Genomic DNA, 18,055 nt, shown 5'->3' on the forward strand with positions numbered 1-18,055 from the left:
TGAACCGAGGCACCCCTTGATGGACCGTACGCCTGCCCCGCCCGCCGCGGCGCCCGACGTGAACCGGGGCGACATCTTCTGGATCGCGCCCGACGAAACCCGGGGATCGATTCCCGGCGCGCCGCACCCGCACGTCGTCGTCCAGGACGACGTCTTCAACCACTCGCGCATCGGGACCGTGGTCGTGTGCGCCCTGAGTTCCAACCTGCACAAGGCGACCGAGCCCGGCAACGTGCTGCTGACACCGGGCGAAGGCGGCCTCGCCCGGCAGAGCGTCGTGGTCGCCTCGCAGGTGTCGTGCGTCTACAAGTGGCGCCTGGGCGAGCGCATCGGTGCGCTCGAACCCTCACGCGTGGACGAGGTCATCGCGGGCCTGCGCTTCTTGCAGGCCGCGTTCCACCGCCGCCCGGCGAACCACGGCCCGCCTTGACTGCGAGTACCTCAGCACCTCAGAAGAGCTTGCCGATCAGCAGGATCGTGACGCAGATGAGCACGCTGCTGGCGAAGGGGAAGAAGAACTGGCGTCCGAAGAGGGTGAAGCGGATGTCGCCGGGCAGCCGCCCGAGGCCGATGCGTTCGAGCCAGCGGTGAAAGTTGCCGAACAACAGCAGCACGATGAAGACGCCGATCAACCAGCGGATCATGGGCGGGCCTTCACAGTCGGTGTGACCGGTCGCCACGCGAGAAGCCGACCGGCCCCTGCGTGAAGGCGGCATCGCAGCCGCGGGCGAAGCCGATCACCTTGAACAGTTCGCCCATCTCATGCTCGTGCAGCAGCACCTGGACGGGCAGGTTCGTGCGCAGGTCACCGCCCTCCATCAACTCGAGCATGCCGCAGTTGAACAGGAAGTTGGCCTGCGAGGTGTAGCCCAGCACGTCGAGGCCCGCGTCCTGGCCGGCCAGCGCGATGCCGGTGAAGTTGACGTGAGCGGTGATGTCCTTCTGGCCCACGTCGGACAGGGGGTCGGGATCGGCCTGGTGGGCGCGGTGGCACATCAAGGTGCCGCCATGGCGCTGCGGGTGGTAGTACTCGGCCTCGGGGAAGCCGTAGTCGATGAAGAAGGCGGCGCCGCGCTCCAGGCGGTCAGCCAGCGTGGCGATGAAGGCCTCCGCCTGCGGATGGACCTCGGTCACCGTGCCGGGCACCCAGGGGCCGTCGGTGGGCGGGCGCTGGTCGCTGGGGCGGTCTGCCCAGGCGAAGCCCGTGCCATCCGGGGCGGCCACGACGCCGCGCTCATGCCATGCGACGCCATCGAAGTGAAGCAGCTGCACCGGCATGGCGTCGAGCACCTCGTTGCCCACGACCACGCCGGCCAGCTGGTCCGGCAGGCGGTCCACCCACTGGACCGTCCCACCGAAGCGCGCGAGCCGCGCCTGCTGGCGCTCGCGCAGGCTGCCCGACAGGTCGACGATGGTGTAGCGCGTGACCGCGGCCCCGAGCGCATCGAGCAGCGATTCGGCCAGTGCGCCCGAGCCGGCGCCGAACTCCCACACCTCCGAGGTGCCGCTCGCTTGCAGGGCCTCTCCCAGCTGGCGCGCCAGGGCCCGCCCGAACAGCGGTGAGAGCTCCGGCGCCGTGACGAAGTCGCTGCCGGACTGGGGCAGTTGCCCGAACTTGCGGCTCGCGTTGGCGTAATAGCCGAGGCCGGGGGCGTAGAGCGCCATCGCCATGAACCGGTCGAAGGGCAGCCAGCCGCCATTGCGGGCGATGGCCTCGTGGATCAGGCGGGGAAGGGCCGCCGATACACTGACGGACTCATTGGGTTGCATCCCGCCATTGTAGGAACCATGACCGATCGCCCTGTTGTGCTGGTCACCGGCAGCGCCCGCCGCCTGGGTCGTGCCATTGCCCTCGATCTGGCCGCCGCCGGCCACGATGTGGCCGTGCACTACCGCCATTCGCAGGCCGAGGCCGAGGACGCGGTGGCCGAACTCCGGGCGAGTGGCGCGCACGCGATGGCCTTTGCGGCCGACCTGGCCGACGAGCCGGCCTGCCGCGCCCTCGTGCCCCGAGTGGTGGCCCACTTCGGCCGCCTGGATGCCGTGGTCAACAATGCCTCCACCTTCGAGTACGACGACGCCCAGAGCTTTTCGCTCGCCGCGATGGACCTGCACTGGCGGGCCAACACCGCGCCGGCCGTGCTGCTGGCGCAAGCTTTGCACGCCCACGCCACGGCGGTGGGGCACACCGCCTGCGTGGTGAACCTGCTGGACCAGAAGTTGTGGAACCCGAATCCGGACTATTTCTCGTACACCCTGTCCAAGGCCGCCCTGCAGGCGGCCACGGTGATGCTGGCGCAGGCACTTGCGCCACAATTGCGGGTGTGCGGCGTGGCACCGGGTGTCACGCTGCCATCCGGGCCCATGACCGACGGTGAATTCGCCGCCGCCCACGCCCTGACCCCGCTGAAGCGCGCCTCGTTGCCGGCCGACATCGCCCGCACCGTGCGTTTTCTGATCGACTCCCCGGCCATCACCGGCACCACCCTCCTGGTGGACGGCGGCCAGCACCTGCAGCCGCAGGCGCGCGATGTGATGTTCCTCGCGCGCGACGCGGCACCGAAAGCCCCCTGATGACCCGCTCGTCCCTCCGCCGGAGCCGCCTCCATGCATAGCCTGCTCAGCCACCCGAGCCTGATGGATTGCCGGCGCCTCTTCCTGCGCAACTACGAGGTGTGGATCAACATCGGCGTGCACGACTTCGAGAAGCGCGGCGAGCAGCGCGTGCTGATCAACGTCGACCTCTACATCCCGCTGGCGCAGTCGACCCCGCGCAACGATGAGCTCGATGAGGTGGTGGACTACGACTTCATGCGCCGCACCATCGGCGAGCGGGTCAAGCGCGGCCACATCCATCTGCAGGAAACTCTGTGCGACGAGGTGCTGGCCCTGATGCTGCAGCACCCCCGCGTCAAGGCCGCGCGCGTCTCCACCGAAAAGCCCGACGTCTACCCCGACTGCGACTCCGTCGGCTGCGAGGTGTTCGGCCTGAAGAAGGAAGCCTGACCATGACCGCCGTCATCGACGCCCCCACCCCCTCTCCTTCCCACTCCCCCGCCTCCGGCCACGGCCCCGAAGGCGCGTCCGAGCGCACCCGCGCCGACTACGAGATCAACAAGCTCTCCAAGCGCCTGCACCGCCTGGCAGGCCAGGCCATCGCCGACTTCAACATGATCGAGGAGGGCGACAAGGTCATGGTGTGCATGTCGGGCGGCAAGGACAGCTACGCCCTGCTCGACATCCTGCTCAACCTGCAGCAGCGCGCGCCCATCCGCTTCGAGCTGGTGGCGGTGAACCTCGACCAGAAACAGCCCGGTTTTCCGGAACACATCCTGCCGGAGTACCTGGCCTCGCGCGGCGTGCCGTTCCACATCGAGAACCAGGACACCTACTCGATCGTCAAGCGCGTCATTCCCGAAGGCAAGACGATGTGCAGCCTGTGCTCGCGGCTGCGGCGCGGCATCCTGTACCGCGTGGCCGGTGAGCTCGGCTGCACGAAGATCGCGCTCGGCCACCACCGCGACGACATTCTGCAGACGCTCTTCATGAACATGTTCTTCGGCGGCAAGCTCAAGGGCATGCCGGCCAAGCTCGTGAGCGACGACGGCCGCAACGTGGTCATCCGGCCGCTCGCCTACGTCGCCGAGACCGATCTGGAGCGCTGGGCAGTGCACCGCGCGTTCCCCATCATTCCGTGCTCGCTCTGCGGCAACCAGGAGAACCTGCAGCGGGTGCAGACCCGGCAGATGCTGCGCGACTGGGACAAGCGCTTCCCCGGCCGCGTGGACAACCTCTTCTCGGCGCTGGGCAACGTGGTGCCCTCGCACCTGATGGACCGGAACCTGTTCCCCTTCGCCACGCTCCAAGCGACAGGCGTGGCCGACCCTGACGGCGACCGCGCCTTCGACGACGAAGAGATCTGCGCGCCGCCGGCCGTGCCGGCCACGGGCGTCATCACCCTGCAGCGCTGAACCTGAACCTGGACCGGGAGCCGAACATCATGTGGAAGACTGCCCTCGCGCTGGGCACGCTGGCCTTCGGGCTGGCGGGCTGCGCCGGCTTCAACACCGTCGAGAGCGATGTCTCGACCTACAGCAAATGGGCACCTGCCCGCGCCGTGGGCACCTACGCCTTCGAGCGACTGCCTTCGCAGGAGGCGCGTGCCCGCGACCAGGAGCGCCTCGAAGGCATCGCCCGGCCGGCGCTGGAAGCCGCCGGCTTCAAGCCGGCGGCCGACCCCAAGGCCGCGGACGTCTCCGTGCAGATCGGTGCCCGCGCCAGCCGCGCCGAGCGCTCGCCCTACGACGACCCGCTGTGGTGGCGCGGCGGGCTGTACTACTCGCGCTTCGGACGCCATTCGTTCTACGGGCCGCAGGTCATCTACCACTTCGACAGCCCGCGCTACGAGCGCGAGGTGGTGATGCTGATCCGCGATCGCACGTCCGGCGAGCCGCTCTACGAGGCGCGGGCCACGAATGACGGGAACACCCCGGGCGGCGAGGACCTGCTCGGCGCGATGTTCAAGGCGGCGATGAAGGACTTCCCGCACACCGGCGTGAACCCGCGCCGTGTCAGCGTTCCGCTGCCCTGACCGCTCGCTGCGTGCCGCCCGGGCCCCGGGCGGATCGTCCGCATGTCCGGCCCGTCAGCGGCTGGTCGACAAGGCCCGCAGATCGTCCTCCCAGCCCTTGAGCCGCTCGACCGCCCGCTGGCGCTGGGCCGGCGTCATGGCGTTGTGGACCTGCGCGCCCACCATGCAGTTGTAGCTGCGCAGGCGCGTGTCGTACTCGCGATACGCCTCACGGGGGGAGCGCTGCACATGCGCCACCAGGGCCCGCAGCGCCGCCTGAGCCTCACCGACGGTCGCCTGACGCGCCTTCAGGGTGCGCAAGGTGGCCAGCAGGTCCTGCTGGCGCTGCTGGCGCTCGGCCAGCCAGACCGCCGGGTCGAAGGGGGATGCGGCGACGAGGCGCGCAATGCGCTCGCGCTGCGCGTCGTCGATGTCCCCGTAGAGCGACTCGGTGCGGTCGACCGTCCGCTCCACCGCCGCTTCGAGGCGCTCGGCCGGGTCCGGCTGGAGGTAGTCGTCGCGGAACTTCGCGTTCACCTTGTCGAACTTGTGCGCCATGTGCTTCAGCTGCCACGGGGCCAGCTGCAGCACCGACTCGGCCGCCATGGGCAGCGCCTGGTCCACCATGGGCTGGATGCGGGCGGCGATCTCGTCTGACCAGCGGCATACCCCCTCCGGCGTGACCGGCTCGGGTGAGCGCAGCTGGGCCTGCGCACGCGACAGCAGGCCGGCGTAGTCGGGCAACTGGGTTCGGCGGTGCCAGTCGAAGAAGCGGCCCAGGTCGGCCCGCACCCGCTCGCTCTGCGGATCGGTGAAATCGGCATGGCCGTCGAGCCACCAGTAGACGAGATCGGGAGCCTGACCATAGGCCAGGCGCAGCGCACCACACCCCGAAAGCAGGGTGGTGAAAAGCAGGAGCACGCCGATAATTGCGGTCTTCGAACAAGGATGCTGCATGGCGCTCGACATCGTGATCATGGCCGCGGGCAAGGGCACCCGCATGAAATCCAGCCTGCCGAAAGTGCTGCACAAGCTGGCCGGGCGGAGCCTATTGCAGCACGTCCTGGAAACCGCAGCATCGCTCGGGGCCGACCGCATCATCACGATCACCGGCCACGGCGCCGAGCAGGTCGAGGCGGCCGTCCAGGCGCCGCACCTGCAGTTCGTCCGCCAGATGCCCCAGCTGGGCACCGGCCACGCCGTCCAGCAGGCCGCGCCCTCGCTGCACGCCGACGGCACCACCCTCATCCTCAACGGCGACGTGCCGCTCATCCGTGCCGAGACCGCCCGCGCGCTGGTCGAGGCCTGCGGTGGCGAGCGCCTCGCCCTGCTGACCATCGAACTGGCCGACGCCACCGGCTACGGCCGCATCGTGCGGGACGGCGAGGCGGTGCGCGCCATCGTCGAGCACAAGGACGCCACGCCGGCGCAGCGCGCGATCCGCGAGGTCTACACCGGCATGATGGCCGTGCCGACGGCACGCCTGCGCCAGTGGCTCGCGCAGCTGCGCTGCGACAACGCCCAGGGCGAGTACTACCTGACCGACATCGTGGCCATGGCCGTGGCCGACGGCGTGCCGGTGGTGGCGGCCCAGCCGGCCGCGGAGGTGGAGGTGCTCGGCGTGAACAGCCCGGTGCAGCTCGCCGAACTCGAACGCCTGCACCAGCGCACGCTCGCCGTGCGCCACATGGATGCCGGCGTGCGCCTGGCCGACCCGGCGCGCTTCGACGTGCGCGGCACCCTCACCTGCGGCGCCGACGTCGAAATCGACGTCAACTGCGTCTTCGAGGGCGAGGTCACGCTCGCCGACAACGTGCGCATCGGCGCCAACTGCGTGATCCGCAACGCCCGCATCGGCGCCGGTACCGTGATCCATCCCTTCACCCACATCGATGGCGAGGCCCTCGGCGCCACCGTCGGCGAGCGGGCGCTGATCGGCCCCTTCGCCCGCCTGCGGCCCGGCGCCGAGCTGGGCGACGAAGTGCACATCGGCAACTTCGTCGAGGTGAAGAACTCGACGCTCGCGCGCGGCGCCAAGGCCAATCACCTCGCCTACCTGGGCGACGCCACGGTGGGCGAACGAGTCAACTATGGGGCCGGCAGCATCACCGCCAACTACGACGGCGCCAACAAGCACCGCACCACCATCGGCGCAGACGTGCACGTGGGCAGCAACTGCGTGCTGGTCGCGCCCGTGACGTTGGGCAACGGGGCCACCATCGGGGGCGGCTCCACCATCACGAAGGACGTGCCGGCCGGCAGCCTGGCCGTCGCGCGCGGCAAGCAGATGGTGCTCGACGGCTGGACCCGTCCGGTCAAGCAGAAGAAGGCCTGAGGCGCCGGACCGGGCCTGGGGCTCGGCGTCCCGCTCAGGCGCAGGCTCAGGTCGACAGCACCTGCGAGCCCAGCGCCCAGGCCTCGAAGTCGTCCACCGCCAGCGGGCGACTCACCAGCAGGCCCTGGAATTCGTCGCATCCCGCCTCCGACAGGAAGTCCCGCTGGGCGACGGTCTCCACGCCTTCGGCGATCACCTTCAAGCCCAGCCCGCGCGACATCTCGATGATGGCCCGCGCGATGGCGTTGGAGTCGGGGTCTCCCGGCAGATCGTGCACGAACGAGCGGTCGATCTTCATCTTGTCGATCGGCAGCTCCTTGAGGTGCGCGAGCGACGAATAGCCGGTGCCGAAGTCGTCGACCGAGATGCGGATGCCCATGGCCTTCAACTCGCCGAGCTTGCGCTGCACCTCGGGCAGGTCGTCCATCAACATGCGCTCGGTGAGTTCGAGCTCGATGAGCTCGCCCGGCACGCCTTCGTCGCGCAGCAGCTGCTGCACGAGGGCCGTGAACCCGCTGGTCTGGAACTGCACGCTCGACAGGTTCACCGCCACCGGGGCATGGCGAATGCCGGCGGCATGCCAGCGCCGGGCGCAGCGCACCGCTTCGCGCAAGGCCCACTGGCCGAGCGGCAGCATCAGGCGCTGCTGCTCCGCGAGCTCGATGAAGGCGTCGGGCATCAGCAGGCCGCGTTCAGGATGGTTCCAGCGCATCAGGGCCTCGGCCCCGACGAGGGTACCGTCGGCCCGCACCTGCGGCTGGAAGTGCAGCACGAACTCGCCATGCACCAGGCCCTGGGACATCTGGCTCTCCATCACCAGCGCCTCCAGGGCCGAGCGGGCCATGGCCGGGGTGAAGAACTGGTAGTTGGCCCGCCCGCGCGACTTGGCGAGGTACATCGCGGTGTCGGCGTTCTTGATCAGGGCGTCGGCGGTGCCGGCGTCGTGGGGGAACACCGAGATGCCGATCGAGGGCGTGACGGAGATGAGGCGTCCGTCGACGTTCACCGGCACCTCGATGGCGGCCAGCAGCTTGTTGCAGACCTCCTCGATGTCCAGTCGCTCCAGCGTATTCGGCAGCAGCACGATGAACTCGTCTCCGCCGAAGCGGGCCACGCGGTCCGTGGTGCGCAGGCTGTCGGTGATGCGGCGCGCCACCGTCTGGAGCAGCGTGTCGCCCACCAGGTGACCGAGCGAATCGTTCACCCGCTTGAAGTGGTCGAGGTCGATGAACAGCAGCGCGAACTGCGAGTCGGCGCGACGCGCGGCGGCGATCTGATGACCGATGTCCTCCATGAGGCTCGCCCGGTTGGGCAAGCCGGTGAGGGCATCGTGCAGGGCCAGGTGGCGGATGTGCTCCTGCGCGGCGTAGCGCTCGCGGATGTCGCGCACGATGGTCATGCGGATGCGCTCGCCCTTGTGCTCCATGGTGCGGCCGATGAGCTCCACCGGCAGGCGACGGCCGTCCTTGTGCAGCAGCACGCTTTCGTAGGGCGTCTCGGTGCCGGCGCGGATGGTGTCGGCCACCTTCGCCCGCTGGTCCGGGGCCACGATGTCGAGGGTGCGGGCGCCGACCAGCTCCTCGCGCGTGCGGCCCACGAGCAGACACGCCGCCGGATTGACGTCGGTGATCACGCCCTCCTGCAGGAAGGCGATGCCCTCGGCGGTGGCTTGCATGAACCTCGCCAGCCGGTCCTGCGTTTCGCGCAGGGCCTGCTCGGCCGTGCGGTGGCGGGTGATGTCCGAGATGAGGACGAAGGCCCCGAGCGCCTCGCCATCGGGCGCGATGTGCGGGAGCAGGTTGACTTCCAGCCACCGGCGCTCCCCGTCGCGACCGGTCAGCTCACGCTCGTAGGCCGTCGGCGCGACGCGGCGCACCACCGTCTCGACGTAGGGCTCGATCTCGCGGCTCGCGCCGGGACCGATGATGTCGGCCACGTTGCGGCCGATGATTTCCTGCTCGGTCAACCCGAAGGTGGCGGCGTACTGCTGGTTGGCGAACTGGCAGGTGAGCGAGCGCGCCTCGAAGTAGGCGATCAGCACCGGCACGTTGTCCGCCAGCAACTTGAACTGGTCGGCCCGGTGGCGGGCCTCGGCATCGGCCAGCATGCGTTCGGTGATGTCGAGGAACACGCAGGCATAGCGGGCGCGGGCCTTGTCCCAGCGGGCCCGCACGTCGAACCACAGGCCACCCGGATGGGTCGGCGTGTCCTTCAAGGACAAGGTGAGATGGAAGTCGCGCTGCAGTGCGAGCGCCGCCTGAAGCTGCGCGAACGAGCCGGGCGTGAGGACGGCCGACCAGACCCACGACGGATGCGCACCCTCGGCCATGCCGAGGCCTTCGGTGAAGGCCGCCGTCGACGTGAGCACCGCCCCGCTCTCGTCCAGGCAGGCGAGCGCGCAGGGCCAGTCGTCGGGCGCGGGCAGATCGCTGTCGGGCAACGCGCGTGGGTCGTTCATCATGTGGTGGTGGGGGCATCACGCGGGGCGTGATCGAAGCGCGGCAAGCCCTGCCCCGGGCAGCGCATGATATCGCTCACATCGGCCCAGTGACCTTTTCTGAACGTAAAGCGTGCCGCGGCGCCAGCCGGCTCAGCCCTGGGCGAGCACCTCGCGGGCGAGGCAGAGGTCGTCCCAGGCGCGGCCCTTGTCCTCCGGGTTGCGCAGGAGGTAGGCCGGGTGGTAGGTGACGACGAGGGGCACCCCTTCGAACTGGTGGACGCGGCCGCGCAGCCGGCCGATGGGCTCGTTGCTGCGCAACAGGCTCTGCACCGCGAAGCGTCCCATGGCCAGGATGACGCGCGGCTTGACCAGCGCAATCTGCCGCACCAGGTAGGGCTCGCAGCGGGCCAGTTCGGTCGGATCGGGATTGCGGTTGCCCGGGGGCCGGCATTTCACCGTGTTCGCGATGTAGACCTGGCGCGCGGCCTCGGCCGGCTGCCGCGTGAGGCCGAGGGCGGCCAGCATGTTGTCGAGCAGCTGGCCGGACTTGCCGACGAACGGCTCGCCCTGGCGGTCCTCCTGCTCACCGGGCGCCTCGCCCACCACCATCCAGTGGGCACTGGCGTGGCCCACGCCGAACACCGTCCGGGTGCGGCCCTCGCACAGCGCGCAGGCGGTGCAATTGGCCACCGCGTCTTCGAGCGCCTCCCAGCCCATGCCGGCGACGCCGCCTACCGGGTCCCCGACCGGTGCCACCGGCTCGCGCAACCGCACCGGCCGCGAGACTGCGGCAACCGGCTCGGCATCCGGCGCGGGCGCCTCGCGACCGGGCCGCGCCGGTGCAGCGTCGGAGGCGGCGGGCGGGGTCATCGGCCGCAGGGCCTCCGTGCCAGCACGCGGCACGGGCGCCGCCGCAGCGGGCGCGGCCTCCACCGCATCGGCCTGCAGGGGCGACGTGGAGGCGGCATCGGGCACGGGCGGCCGCCACAGGCGGATGCCCATCTCCTTCAACATTGCCGCCTGACGCTCGCTCACCACCATCGTCACTCCGTCGTCGCCGTCTTCAGACTCATCACCACTGCATCTTCCCGCCCCGGCACCCCTGGGGGCAGCGGGTAGTAGTCACGCCGAACGCCCACCGGCACGAAGCCGTAGCGCTGGTACAGCGCCCGCGCGCGGTCGTTGCTCTCGCGCACCTCGAGCCAGAGCTGCAGCGCGTCGCGGGCCCGGCAGATGTCCACCAGACGGTCGAGCATCGCGCGGCCGTGGCCCCGGCCCTGCACCGCTGGCGCCACCGTGAGGTTCAGCAGGTGCATTTCCTCATAGCCGTCCATGGCGATGAAGTAGCCGAGGACCCCTTGGTCGGGCGACATCAGCAACCAGGCCTCGTACCCGGAGGCGATGGAGTCGATGAAGTTGCCTCGCGTCCAGGGGACGCTGTAGGCCACCTGCTCGATGGCCAGCACCGCATCCAGCTGCATCACCGTCATCGGCCGCCATTGTCGTTGATCCCGGACCGACGGCTTCAAGCGCCACCTCCCGCGGCGGCCTCGTGGGAGCGCTGCGCCTCGCGCTCGGCCGTGGTCTGAGCCACCTTGTCACGCACATAGACGGGCAGCGCAAGCGCGGCATCGACCGCGGCGCCCGCCTTCCACTGCATGCGGGCGACGCGAAGCAAGGCCTGCACGCGCGAGCGGGCCGCGGGCACGGTCGTCATGCCGCCCGGCAGGCCGAGGGCGGAGCCGAACGCGCTGAGCGCGGACCCGGCGACCGCCCGGGGCAGCTCGGCCTGCCAGCGGGCGGCGAGCGCCGCCGGATCGAACAGCGCCGGGGCTTCCAGTGCGGTCCAGCGTTCCTCGTCCCAGCGGTACGGCGCGGCATAGGCCTGCCCCATGCGCGCATCCATGGCGACCCAGAGCGTGGCGGGCGCCGCATCGCCGAGCTGAGCCCGCGCGTCGTCGGCCACCAGCATCAGGCTGTCGACCGGCACCACCGGCTTGCCGGCGCCGAGCGCCAGCCCCTGCGCCACCGAGCAGGCGGTTCGCAGGCCGGTGAAGGCACCCGGTCCGGCCCCGAAAGCGATGGCATCGACGTCGCCGAGCGCCACGCCCGCTTCGGCCAGCAATGCCATGACGTCGGGCACCAGACGGGCAGAGGCCAGCGCCCCGCCCTCGGACTCCCGAACGACGCTGCCCGATGGCGTGCCGAGCGCAATGCTCATCAGATCGGTCGAGGTGTCGAAGGCGAGCAAGGTGTTCATCCCTCAAGTCTAGTGTCCTGTCCCACAAATAACTGGCATTGAGATTCGAGCAAGCGGTGATGATCATGCGGCGTTGTGAGGGGGCGGCCTGGTCGAACCCCTTCGGGGCGTGCCCGAACGGCGGGCGTCCCTCGCACCACCGTCACGTCACGCCTGCGTGCGATCATCGACGCATGAGAAAGCCGATGTTCCTGCGCGCCGCGGCCGCGCTGGCCTGCACCCTTGCGGCCGCCTTGCCGACGCTTGCCGCAACGCCCCTCCCGCCCGAAGTCGAAGCCGCCCTGGCACGTGCCAACGTGCCGCCCGAACACCTGGTGGTGCTGGTTCAGGAAGTGGGGCAGCCACTGCCGCGCCTGAGCTGGCAGCCGCACCAGCCGGTGAATGCCGCCTCCCTCCAGAAGCTGCTGACCACCGCCGCGGCGCTCGACCTGCTCGGCCCGGCCTGGCAGTGGCGCACGCCGGTGTGGGTGGAGGGCGAGGTGCGCGGCAACGTGCTCAAGGGCTCGCTGTACATCAAGGGCAGCGGCGACCCGAAACTCGTGGTGGAGCGCGTGTGGCAACTGCTGCGCCGCGTGCAGCAGCTGGGCATCCGACGCATCGAAGGCGACATCGTGCTGGACCGCAGTGCCTTCGCGTTGCCGGCGCACGATGCGGCGGCCTTCGACAACGAGCCCTACCGACCGTCGAACGCCGGCCCGGATGCGCTGCTGGTCAACTACAAGTCGGTGACGTACGGCTTCACCCCGGTCCCGGGCCGCCAGGTGGCAGCGATCAGCGCCGACGTGCCGCTCGACGGTGTGCGCGCGGACGACACGGTGCCGCTCACCAAGGGAGCGTGCGACGACTGGCGTGGCGAACTCCGCGCCGACTTCACCCGGCCCGACCGCGTGCGCTTCACGGGCGGCTACCCCGCCAGTTGCGGCACGCGCGAGTGGTCGGTGGCGCCTGCGGACCCGCAGCGCTTCAGCGAGCGGGCCATTGCCGGCATGTGGAGGGAACTCGGCGGCCGCCTGGATGGCCAGGTGCGCGCGGGCACGGCGCCCCCCGTGGCGCCGACGCTGGAGTTCGCCTCTCCCCCCCTGGCCGAAGTGGTGCGCGACATCAACAAGTTCAGCAACAACGTGATGGCCCAGCAGCTCTTCCTGACGCTCGGCCTCACGCAGCGCGGCATCGGTTCGCCCGAGGCGGCGCAGGTGGTGCTGCGCCAGTGGCTGATCGACCGCTTCGGCGACCACGCGGCCGGCACGGTGCTCGACAACGGCTCCGGGCTCTCGCGGGACGCGCGAGTCACCGCACAGTTGCTGGCGCGTGTGCTGCAGGCGAGCTGGATGGGGCCTGCGATGCCGGAGCTCATGAGCTCGTTGCCGGTCAGCGGCGTGGACGGCACGATGCGCCGCACGCGCAATGCCAATGCCGGCCGCGCCCACCTGAAGACGGGCTCATTGCGCGATGTCACGGGCATCGCGGGCTACGTGCTGGGTGCGTCGGGGCGCCGCCACGTGCTGGTGGCGGTGATCAACCATCCGAATGCGGGCGCAGCCCGGCCGGCCCTCGAGGCGCTGGCCCAGTGGACCGGCAACCTCTAGCAAACGGGGCCGCTGCCGCCTCACGGCGGCGGACGGCGGACTGCGGCCGGGGTGAGCCGGCCAGCCGGGCCGTCCCGGCCGAGCCCGCGGCGGCAGGGCCGCCGCTTCAGATCACAACGGGTTGCCGGTGATGCGGGTGACGGCATCCAGGCCGAGCTGCAGGTGCGTCGCGACGCCGAACTGCATGCGACCGGCCCACAGGTTGGTCAGCCGCGGGTCGGTGGCCGACGTGGACGTGCAGGTATCGAGGTCCGCATCGGCCATCGGGGTCGTGGTGCCGGCGACCACACAGGCAGGGTTCACGCGGTCGCCGATGGCGGTGTAGGCCGCGTCGACGTTGCGGCGGTACTTCTCGATCTGCTGGTCCACCTCGAGCACGGCGCCGCTGCGACCGCCCCCGTTGGGATCGTCGCTCAGGCGATCGTTCAGGCCGTCGTTGAACGCCTTGGAGATGGTGTCGAGCACCTTGCGGCGGGCGGTCGCGTCGGCATCCGTGCCGGTGGGCGCCAGCGGAGCGGTGCTCAGGTTGTGCACGGTGGTGATGAGCACCTTCGGGCCGCGGTCGACGACCTCGAACGCGAGGCTGCCCAGGTCGCGGCCCAGGTTGAAGGCGGCGGTCTGCAGGGTGGTGAGGTCGTTGCCTGCGGCCGTGGGATTGGCCTCGTACATCGCCACCAGATCGTGCGCACCGACCATGATCGTGACCAGGTCGCCGGTGGCCAGGGGCGTCGCCGCATGGAAGGCGTTGACCTTGGCACGCGCGCCGGCCACGGTCTCGCCCACGACGGCCTTCATCTGCGCCTGCGGCTTGATGGCGGTGCCGGTGCATTCGCCGAAGCCGAGGCCGTATTGGGTGGCGACGACCTGGATCCAGGCCGGATTCACCGCGCATGGCGCGTAGGCCGGCGTCGTGGCCGTGGCGGCCAGGGGGTTGTTGACGGTGTACTGCGTGCCGTCCGGGTTGATCAGGGTGTTCTCGTCGCCGAAGCTCACGATGCGCGTCGCCCGGAAGGTCTCCTTCTGGTCGCCTCCACCGCAGGCGGCAAGGAGCAGCGAACCGAGGACGGCCGCAGCCACAGGTGTGCGCCCGAAGGCCTTGAGGACATCACCGGAAAAGATCATGAACGCTCCAAAAACTTGAGAAAGGCCGGGCCGGACAACGGTGTCACGACGCGGCAGCACGGGTCAGCCGGTCCCGCACGCCATCCCATTCGGGGGTGGCGGGAGGCGCTTCGACCCAGATCAGAGACACCCCCTGGGCGTCGAGTTCACGCAGGACCGAAAAGAGTTCCTGCGCGGCCTGCTCGGGCCGCTCCGGCATGGCGCGGTAGAGCGCCTTGCCGGCGACCTTGGCCGGCACCGTGCGGCAATATACCGCCAGCTTCAAGGGCGTGCCGTCGAGCATCTCCAGGGCGGCCCGCAACATGGGGGCTGCCATCAGGCGCAGCTTCGCGCGCGGGGCATAGTGCGCGTCCAGGGTGCCGGAGGCACGGGGAGCTGCGGCGTCGCGGTCGAGGAGTCGCTCGCCGGCAGCCGCCTCCAGCTGCGCGCGGGTGATCACGCCCGGCCGCAGCAGGACGGGCCGGCCGCGAGAGCAGTCGACGATGCTCGACTCGATGCCGACCTGGCACGGGCCGCCATCCAGCACCAGCAGACCCGGATCGAATTCGTCGAGCACGTGGTCGGCGCGCGTCGGGCTGATGCGGCCGAAGCGGTTGGCGCTGGGCGCCGCGACACCGGCCACGCCCCGCTCGCGCGCGGCGAGCAGCAGTGCATGCGCCACCGGATGCGCCGGGCAGCGCAGGCCCACGGTGTCTTGCCCACCAGCTGCCGCGGCCGCCATGCCGGGCGCGCGCGGCACGATGACCGTGAGCGGCCCGGGCCAGAAGGCCTGGGCCAGCCGCTGGGCGACCGGCGGCCAGTCGGCCGCAAAGGCTCGCGCATCGGCTGCCTGGGCCACATGAACGATCAGGGGATGGTCCGCCGGCCGGCCCTTGAGCGCGAAGACCTTGGCCACGGCCGCGTCGTCGTCGGCCCGCGCGCCGAGCCCATACACCGTCTCGGTGGGCAGCGCCACGAGTTCGCCCTCGGCCAGGGCCTGGGCCGCGCGGGCAATGGCCGCAGGGTCGTGTCCGTCGAGCCGCACGGGCAGGCTCCGGTTCACCAGGCCGCGAGGCCGAGCAACTCGGCCGCGCGCAAGGCCACGTCGCGCGCCTCGGCCGGCGAGGCGGCCGTGACGTTCAGATGGCCCATCTTGCGGCCCGGCCGCGCTTCGGTCTTGCCGTAGAGGTGCAGGTGGACACCCGGCAGGGCCAGCACGTGCTGCCACGGCGGTTCGACGGGTTCGGTGCCACCTGCGGTGAACCAGAGGTCGCCCAGCAGGTTCAGCATGACGGCACTCGAATGCAGGCGCGGCGCGACGAGCGGTGCGCCGGTCAGCGCACGCACCTGCAGATCGAACTGGGAGAGGTCGCAGGCATCGAGGGTGTAGTGGCCGGAGTTGTGCGGCCGCGGCGCCATTTCGTTGGCCACCAGGCGGCCATCCGCCAGCACGAAGAACTCAACGCACAGCACGCCCACATAGCCGAGCGTGGCAGCGATGCGTCCGGCCGCGTCGACGGCCTGTTGCTGTACTTCGGGCGTGACGTCCGGCGCCGGCACCTGCGTGACGGCAAGGATGCCCTCGCGATGCAGGTTCTGCTGCAGCGGGAAGTGAACGAGTTCACCTGCGGCCCCGCGCGCCACGATCACGCTCACCTCGTAGGCGAGCGCCAGGCGCTTCTCGAGCACGCAGGGCACCTGCTTCAGCTCGGCCCAGGCGGCCGCCAATGCCTCGGGGGTGTCCACCCGCACCTGACCCTTGCCGTCGTAGCCGAGCCGGGAGGTCTTGAGGATGCCCGGCAGCAGGTCGGCATCCACGGCGGCCAGCTGGGCGGCCGTTTCGATCACGGCGTGCGGTGCGCAGGGCACGCCGCAGGCCACGATGTGCGCCTTTTCCACGGCGCGGTCCTGGCAGGTGGCGACCGCTTCCCCCGAGGGCGCCACCGGACGCTGCGCGGCCAGCGTGCGCAGGGAGTCGGCAGGGACGTTCTCGAACTCGGTGGTGATGGCGGCGCACAGGCGCGCCAGCTCGGCCAGGCCCGCGGCATCGCGGTAGCCGGCGCGCACGTGATGGTGCGACACCGTGCCGGCCGGACTGTCGGCGTCGGCATCGAGCACTGCCGTGAAGTAGCCGGCCTGCTGCGCGGCATGGGCGAACATGCGACCGAGCTGGCCGCCGCCCATCACGCCGAGGGTCGCGCCGGGCGCGATGAAGGGAATCGTGGACACGGGGCGCTTCAGCTTATTTCAGGTCGGCCGTCATGGCACGGGCGGCTTCCGTCTGGCGGGCGCGGTAGGCCTCGAGCCGGCTGCGCAGTTCGGGCTGCTCGCTGGCCAGCATCGCAACCGCGAACAAGGCGGCGTTCGCCGCACCGGCCGTGCCGATGGCGAAGGTGGCGACCGGAATGCCCTTGGGCATCTGGACGATGGAGTGCAGGGAGTCGACCCCTTGCAAGTGGCGGCTGGCCACCGGCACGCCGAGCACCGGCACGGTGGTCTTGGCGGCCAGCATGCCCGGCAGGTGTGCCGCACCGCCGGCACCGGCGATGATGGCGCGCAGGCCGCGGCCCGCGGCGGCATCGGCGTAGGCGAACATGTCGTCGGGCATGCGGTGGGCCGAGACCACCCGCGCTTCGAAGGGAATGCCGAACTCGGCGAGAATCTCGGTGGCGAGGCGGAGGGTTTCCCAGTCGCTGCTGGACCCCATCACCACGCCAACCACGGGGGCGCTGCTCAAGGCTCGCTCCAAGTGCTGAACAGACCCGGATTGTAGGCGGCCCGCGCCCGCCCTCCTCACTGCCCGACGGCTGAGACACCATGGACATCACCATTCAAAACTTCGAGAACGACCTGATCAAAGCCTCGCTCGAGCAGCCGGTGCTGCTCGACATCTGGGCGCCGTGGTGCGGCCCGTGCAAGGCACTGACGCCGGTGCTCGAGGCGCTGGAGGTGGCCTACGCCGGACGCTTCAAGCTCGCCAAGCTCAACGCCGATGAACAGCCGGAGATCTCGGGCCAGCTCTCCCAGATGTTCGGAGTGCGCAGCATTCCCTTCTGCGTGCTGTTCAAGGGCGGCCAGCCGGTGGACGGCTTCGTGGGGGCGCTGCCGGAATCGAAGCTGCGCGAGTTCCTCGACAAGCACGTGCCGAGCGCCGAGGAAGCCGAAGCCAGCGAAGAGGCCGAGCTTGCCGACGAGCTGCTGGCCGAGGGCGACGCCGAGCATGCCCTCGAGCGGCTGCAGGAAGCCGTCGCCATCGACCCCGCCAACGATGGCATCCGCTACGACTACCTTCGCGCCCTGCTCACCACCGGCCGCACGGTCGAGGCGCGCCGCGCATTCGAGCCGGTTGCCAGCAAGGTGCTGCTCGACGCCCGCCTGGCCGCGGCCGGCCACTGGATCGACGCGCAGGAGAAGGCGGCCTCCGCCCGCACCCCTGACGCCCTCGCGGCGGCCATTGCCGCCAACAAGCGCGACTTCGACGCCCGCTTCGAACTGGCCCAGGTTCACTTCGCCGCGCAGCGTTTCACCGAAGCGATGGACGAGCTGCTCGAGATCCTGATGCGCGACAAGGCTTGGAACGACGAACTCGCCCGCAAGGCCTACGTCGCCATCCTCGAGTTGATGAGCAAGCCGGCACCGGCCGCGAAGGCCGATGCCGCACCAAAGGGCGCGGTGGAGGTGGCGGGGAAGGTGAACACCGCCCCGGCCGATCCCGTCGTTGACCAGTACCGCCGCCGGCTCAGCATGACGCTGTTCTGAACCA

At 70.4% G+C, this 18,055-nt stretch carries 19 protein-coding genes; 8 read left to right on the forward strand and 11 right to left on the reverse strand.

Annotation, left to right across the window (positions count from 1 at the left end; genetic code table 11):
* Positions 1 to 19 precede the first annotated feature (19 nt).
* Positions 20 to 430, forward strand: coding sequence for a type II toxin-antitoxin system PemK/MazF family toxin (locus ACSQ2F_RS18035; protein WP_436025331.1), 411 nt, complete (start codon positions 20 to 22; stop codon positions 428 to 430).
* Between the two features lie 19 nt (positions 431 to 449).
* Here the strand turns inward: ACSQ2F_RS18035 and ACSQ2F_RS18040 are convergent, their stop codons facing one another.
* Positions 450 to 644 carry a DUF2905 domain-containing protein gene (locus tag ACSQ2F_RS18040; RefSeq protein WP_436025333.1) on the reverse strand — a complete coding sequence of 65 codons (195 nt, stop codon included), beginning with the start codon at positions 642 to 644 and terminating at the stop codon, positions 450 to 452.
* Positions 645 to 654: 10 nt separating this feature from the next.
* Positions 655 to 1,770 carry a class I SAM-dependent methyltransferase gene (locus tag ACSQ2F_RS18045; RefSeq protein WP_436025335.1) on the reverse strand — a complete coding sequence of 372 codons (1,116 nt, stop codon included), beginning with the start codon at positions 1,768 to 1,770 and terminating at the stop codon, positions 655 to 657.
* Positions 1,771 to 1,788: 18 nt separating this feature from the next.
* On the opposite strand from ACSQ2F_RS18045, the gene ACSQ2F_RS18050 reads away from it, so the two are divergent.
* Genes ACSQ2F_RS18050 through ACSQ2F_RS18065 form a run of 4 tightly spaced genes read left to right on the forward strand, consistent with a single transcriptional unit; the run spans position 1,789 to position 4,591 of the window.
* Entirely contained in the window at positions 1,789 to 2,574 is a 786-nt protein-coding gene (locus ACSQ2F_RS18050) for an SDR family oxidoreductase (RefSeq protein ID WP_436025337.1), read from the forward strand.
* A gap of 33 nt (positions 2,575 to 2,607) precedes the next feature.
* Positions 2,608 to 3,006: a dihydroneopterin aldolase gene (locus ACSQ2F_RS18055; protein WP_436025339.1), complete on the forward strand. Its 399-nt coding sequence runs from the start codon at positions 2,608 to 2,610 to the stop codon at positions 3,004 to 3,006.
* A gap of 2 nt (positions 3,007 to 3,008) precedes the next feature.
* Positions 3,009 to 3,971, forward strand: coding sequence for a tRNA 2-thiocytidine(32) synthetase TtcA (ttcA, locus tag ACSQ2F_RS18060; RefSeq protein WP_436025341.1), 963 nt, complete (start codon positions 3,009 to 3,011; stop codon positions 3,969 to 3,971).
* Between the two features lie 29 nt (positions 3,972 to 4,000).
* A complete protein-coding gene (locus ACSQ2F_RS18065) occupies positions 4,001 to 4,591 on the forward strand; it encodes a DUF4136 domain-containing protein (protein ID WP_436025343.1) in 591 nt (196 codons plus the stop codon).
* Between the two features lie 54 nt (positions 4,592 to 4,645).
* On the opposite strand, the gene ACSQ2F_RS18070 is transcribed toward ACSQ2F_RS18065, so the two are convergent.
* On the reverse strand, positions 4,646 to 5,491 hold the full coding sequence (locus ACSQ2F_RS18070) for a DUF6279 family lipoprotein (RefSeq protein ID WP_436025345.1): 846 nt from the start codon (positions 5,489 to 5,491) through the stop codon (positions 4,646 to 4,648).
* A gap of 34 nt (positions 5,492 to 5,525) precedes the next feature.
* Here ACSQ2F_RS18070 and glmU point away from each other — a divergent pair, with 34 nt between their 5' ends.
* On the forward strand, positions 5,526 to 6,905 hold the full coding sequence (gene glmU / locus ACSQ2F_RS18075; protein ID WP_436025347.1) for a bifunctional UDP-N-acetylglucosamine diphosphorylase/glucosamine-1-phosphate N-acetyltransferase GlmU: 1,380 nt from the start codon (positions 5,526 to 5,528) through the stop codon (positions 6,903 to 6,905).
* A gap of 46 nt (positions 6,906 to 6,951) precedes the next feature.
* On the opposite strand, the gene ACSQ2F_RS18080 is transcribed toward glmU, so the two are convergent.
* From ACSQ2F_RS18080 to tsaB, 4 genes are all read right to left on the reverse strand, one after another.
* Complete coding sequence (locus ACSQ2F_RS18080; RefSeq protein ID WP_436025349.1) at positions 6,952 to 9,363, reverse strand: putative bifunctional diguanylate cyclase/phosphodiesterase; 2,412 nt, start codon at positions 9,361 to 9,363, stop codon at positions 6,952 to 6,954.
* Between the two features lie 132 nt (positions 9,364 to 9,495).
* On the reverse strand, positions 9,496 to 10,386 hold the full coding sequence (locus ACSQ2F_RS18085) for a uracil-DNA glycosylase (protein ID WP_436025351.1): 891 nt from the start codon (positions 10,384 to 10,386) through the stop codon (positions 9,496 to 9,498).
* Positions 10,387 to 10,388: 2 nt separating this feature from the next.
* The gene (gene rimI, locus ACSQ2F_RS18090) at positions 10,389 to 10,835 is read right to left on the reverse strand and encodes a ribosomal protein S18-alanine N-acetyltransferase (RefSeq protein ID WP_436025353.1); all 447 of its coding nucleotides are present in this window, start codon (positions 10,833 to 10,835) and stop codon (positions 10,389 to 10,391) included.
* A 35-nt stretch (positions 10,836 to 10,870) separates the two neighbouring features.
* Positions 10,871 to 11,605, reverse strand: a complete 735-nt coding sequence (gene tsaB / locus ACSQ2F_RS18095) for a tRNA (adenosine(37)-N6)-threonylcarbamoyltransferase complex dimerization subunit type 1 TsaB (protein WP_436025355.1) — start codon at positions 11,603 to 11,605, stop codon at positions 10,871 to 10,873.
* A 173-nt stretch (positions 11,606 to 11,778) separates the two neighbouring features.
* Here tsaB and dacB point away from each other — a divergent pair, with 173 nt between their 5' ends.
* Positions 11,779 to 13,191 carry a D-alanyl-D-alanine carboxypeptidase/D-alanyl-D-alanine endopeptidase gene (gene dacB, locus ACSQ2F_RS18100; protein ID WP_436025357.1) on the forward strand — a complete coding sequence of 471 codons (1,413 nt, stop codon included), beginning with the start codon at positions 11,779 to 11,781 and terminating at the stop codon, positions 13,189 to 13,191.
* A gap of 111 nt (positions 13,192 to 13,302) precedes the next feature.
* Here dacB and ACSQ2F_RS18105 read toward each other — a convergent pair whose 3' ends face one another.
* Genes ACSQ2F_RS18105 through purE form a run of 4 tightly spaced genes read right to left on the reverse strand, consistent with a single transcriptional unit; the run spans position 13,303 to position 16,999 of the window.
* Positions 13,303 to 14,313: a hypothetical protein gene (locus ACSQ2F_RS18105; RefSeq protein WP_436025359.1), complete on the reverse strand. Its 1,011-nt coding sequence runs from the start codon at positions 14,311 to 14,313 to the stop codon at positions 13,303 to 13,305.
* A gap of 43 nt (positions 14,314 to 14,356) precedes the next feature.
* Positions 14,357 to 15,337, reverse strand: a complete 981-nt coding sequence (locus ACSQ2F_RS18110) for an L-threonylcarbamoyladenylate synthase (protein WP_436025361.1) — start codon at positions 15,335 to 15,337, stop codon at positions 14,357 to 14,359.
* A 14-nt stretch (positions 15,338 to 15,351) separates the two neighbouring features.
* Positions 15,352 to 16,476, reverse strand: a complete 1,125-nt coding sequence (locus tag ACSQ2F_RS18115; RefSeq protein WP_436026871.1) for a 5-(carboxyamino)imidazole ribonucleotide synthase — start codon at positions 16,474 to 16,476, stop codon at positions 15,352 to 15,354.
* A 58-nt stretch (positions 16,477 to 16,534) separates the two neighbouring features.
* Positions 16,535 to 16,999, reverse strand: a complete 465-nt coding sequence (gene purE, locus ACSQ2F_RS18120; protein ID WP_436026873.1) for a 5-(carboxyamino)imidazole ribonucleotide mutase — start codon at positions 16,997 to 16,999, stop codon at positions 16,535 to 16,537.
* Positions 17,000 to 17,109: 110 nt separating this feature from the next.
* Between purE and ACSQ2F_RS18125 the strand changes: the two genes are divergently transcribed.
* Positions 17,110 to 18,051, forward strand: a complete 942-nt coding sequence (locus ACSQ2F_RS18125; RefSeq protein WP_436025363.1) for a tetratricopeptide repeat protein — start codon at positions 17,110 to 17,112, stop codon at positions 18,049 to 18,051.
* Positions 18,052 to 18,055 lie beyond the last annotated feature (4 nt).

Origin of the sequence: Rhizobacter sp. LjRoot28 (assembly GCF_964253025.1) — a bacterium.
In the GTDB taxonomy this organism is placed as follows: domain Bacteria; phylum Pseudomonadota; class Gammaproteobacteria; order Burkholderiales; family Burkholderiaceae_C; genus Rhizobacter.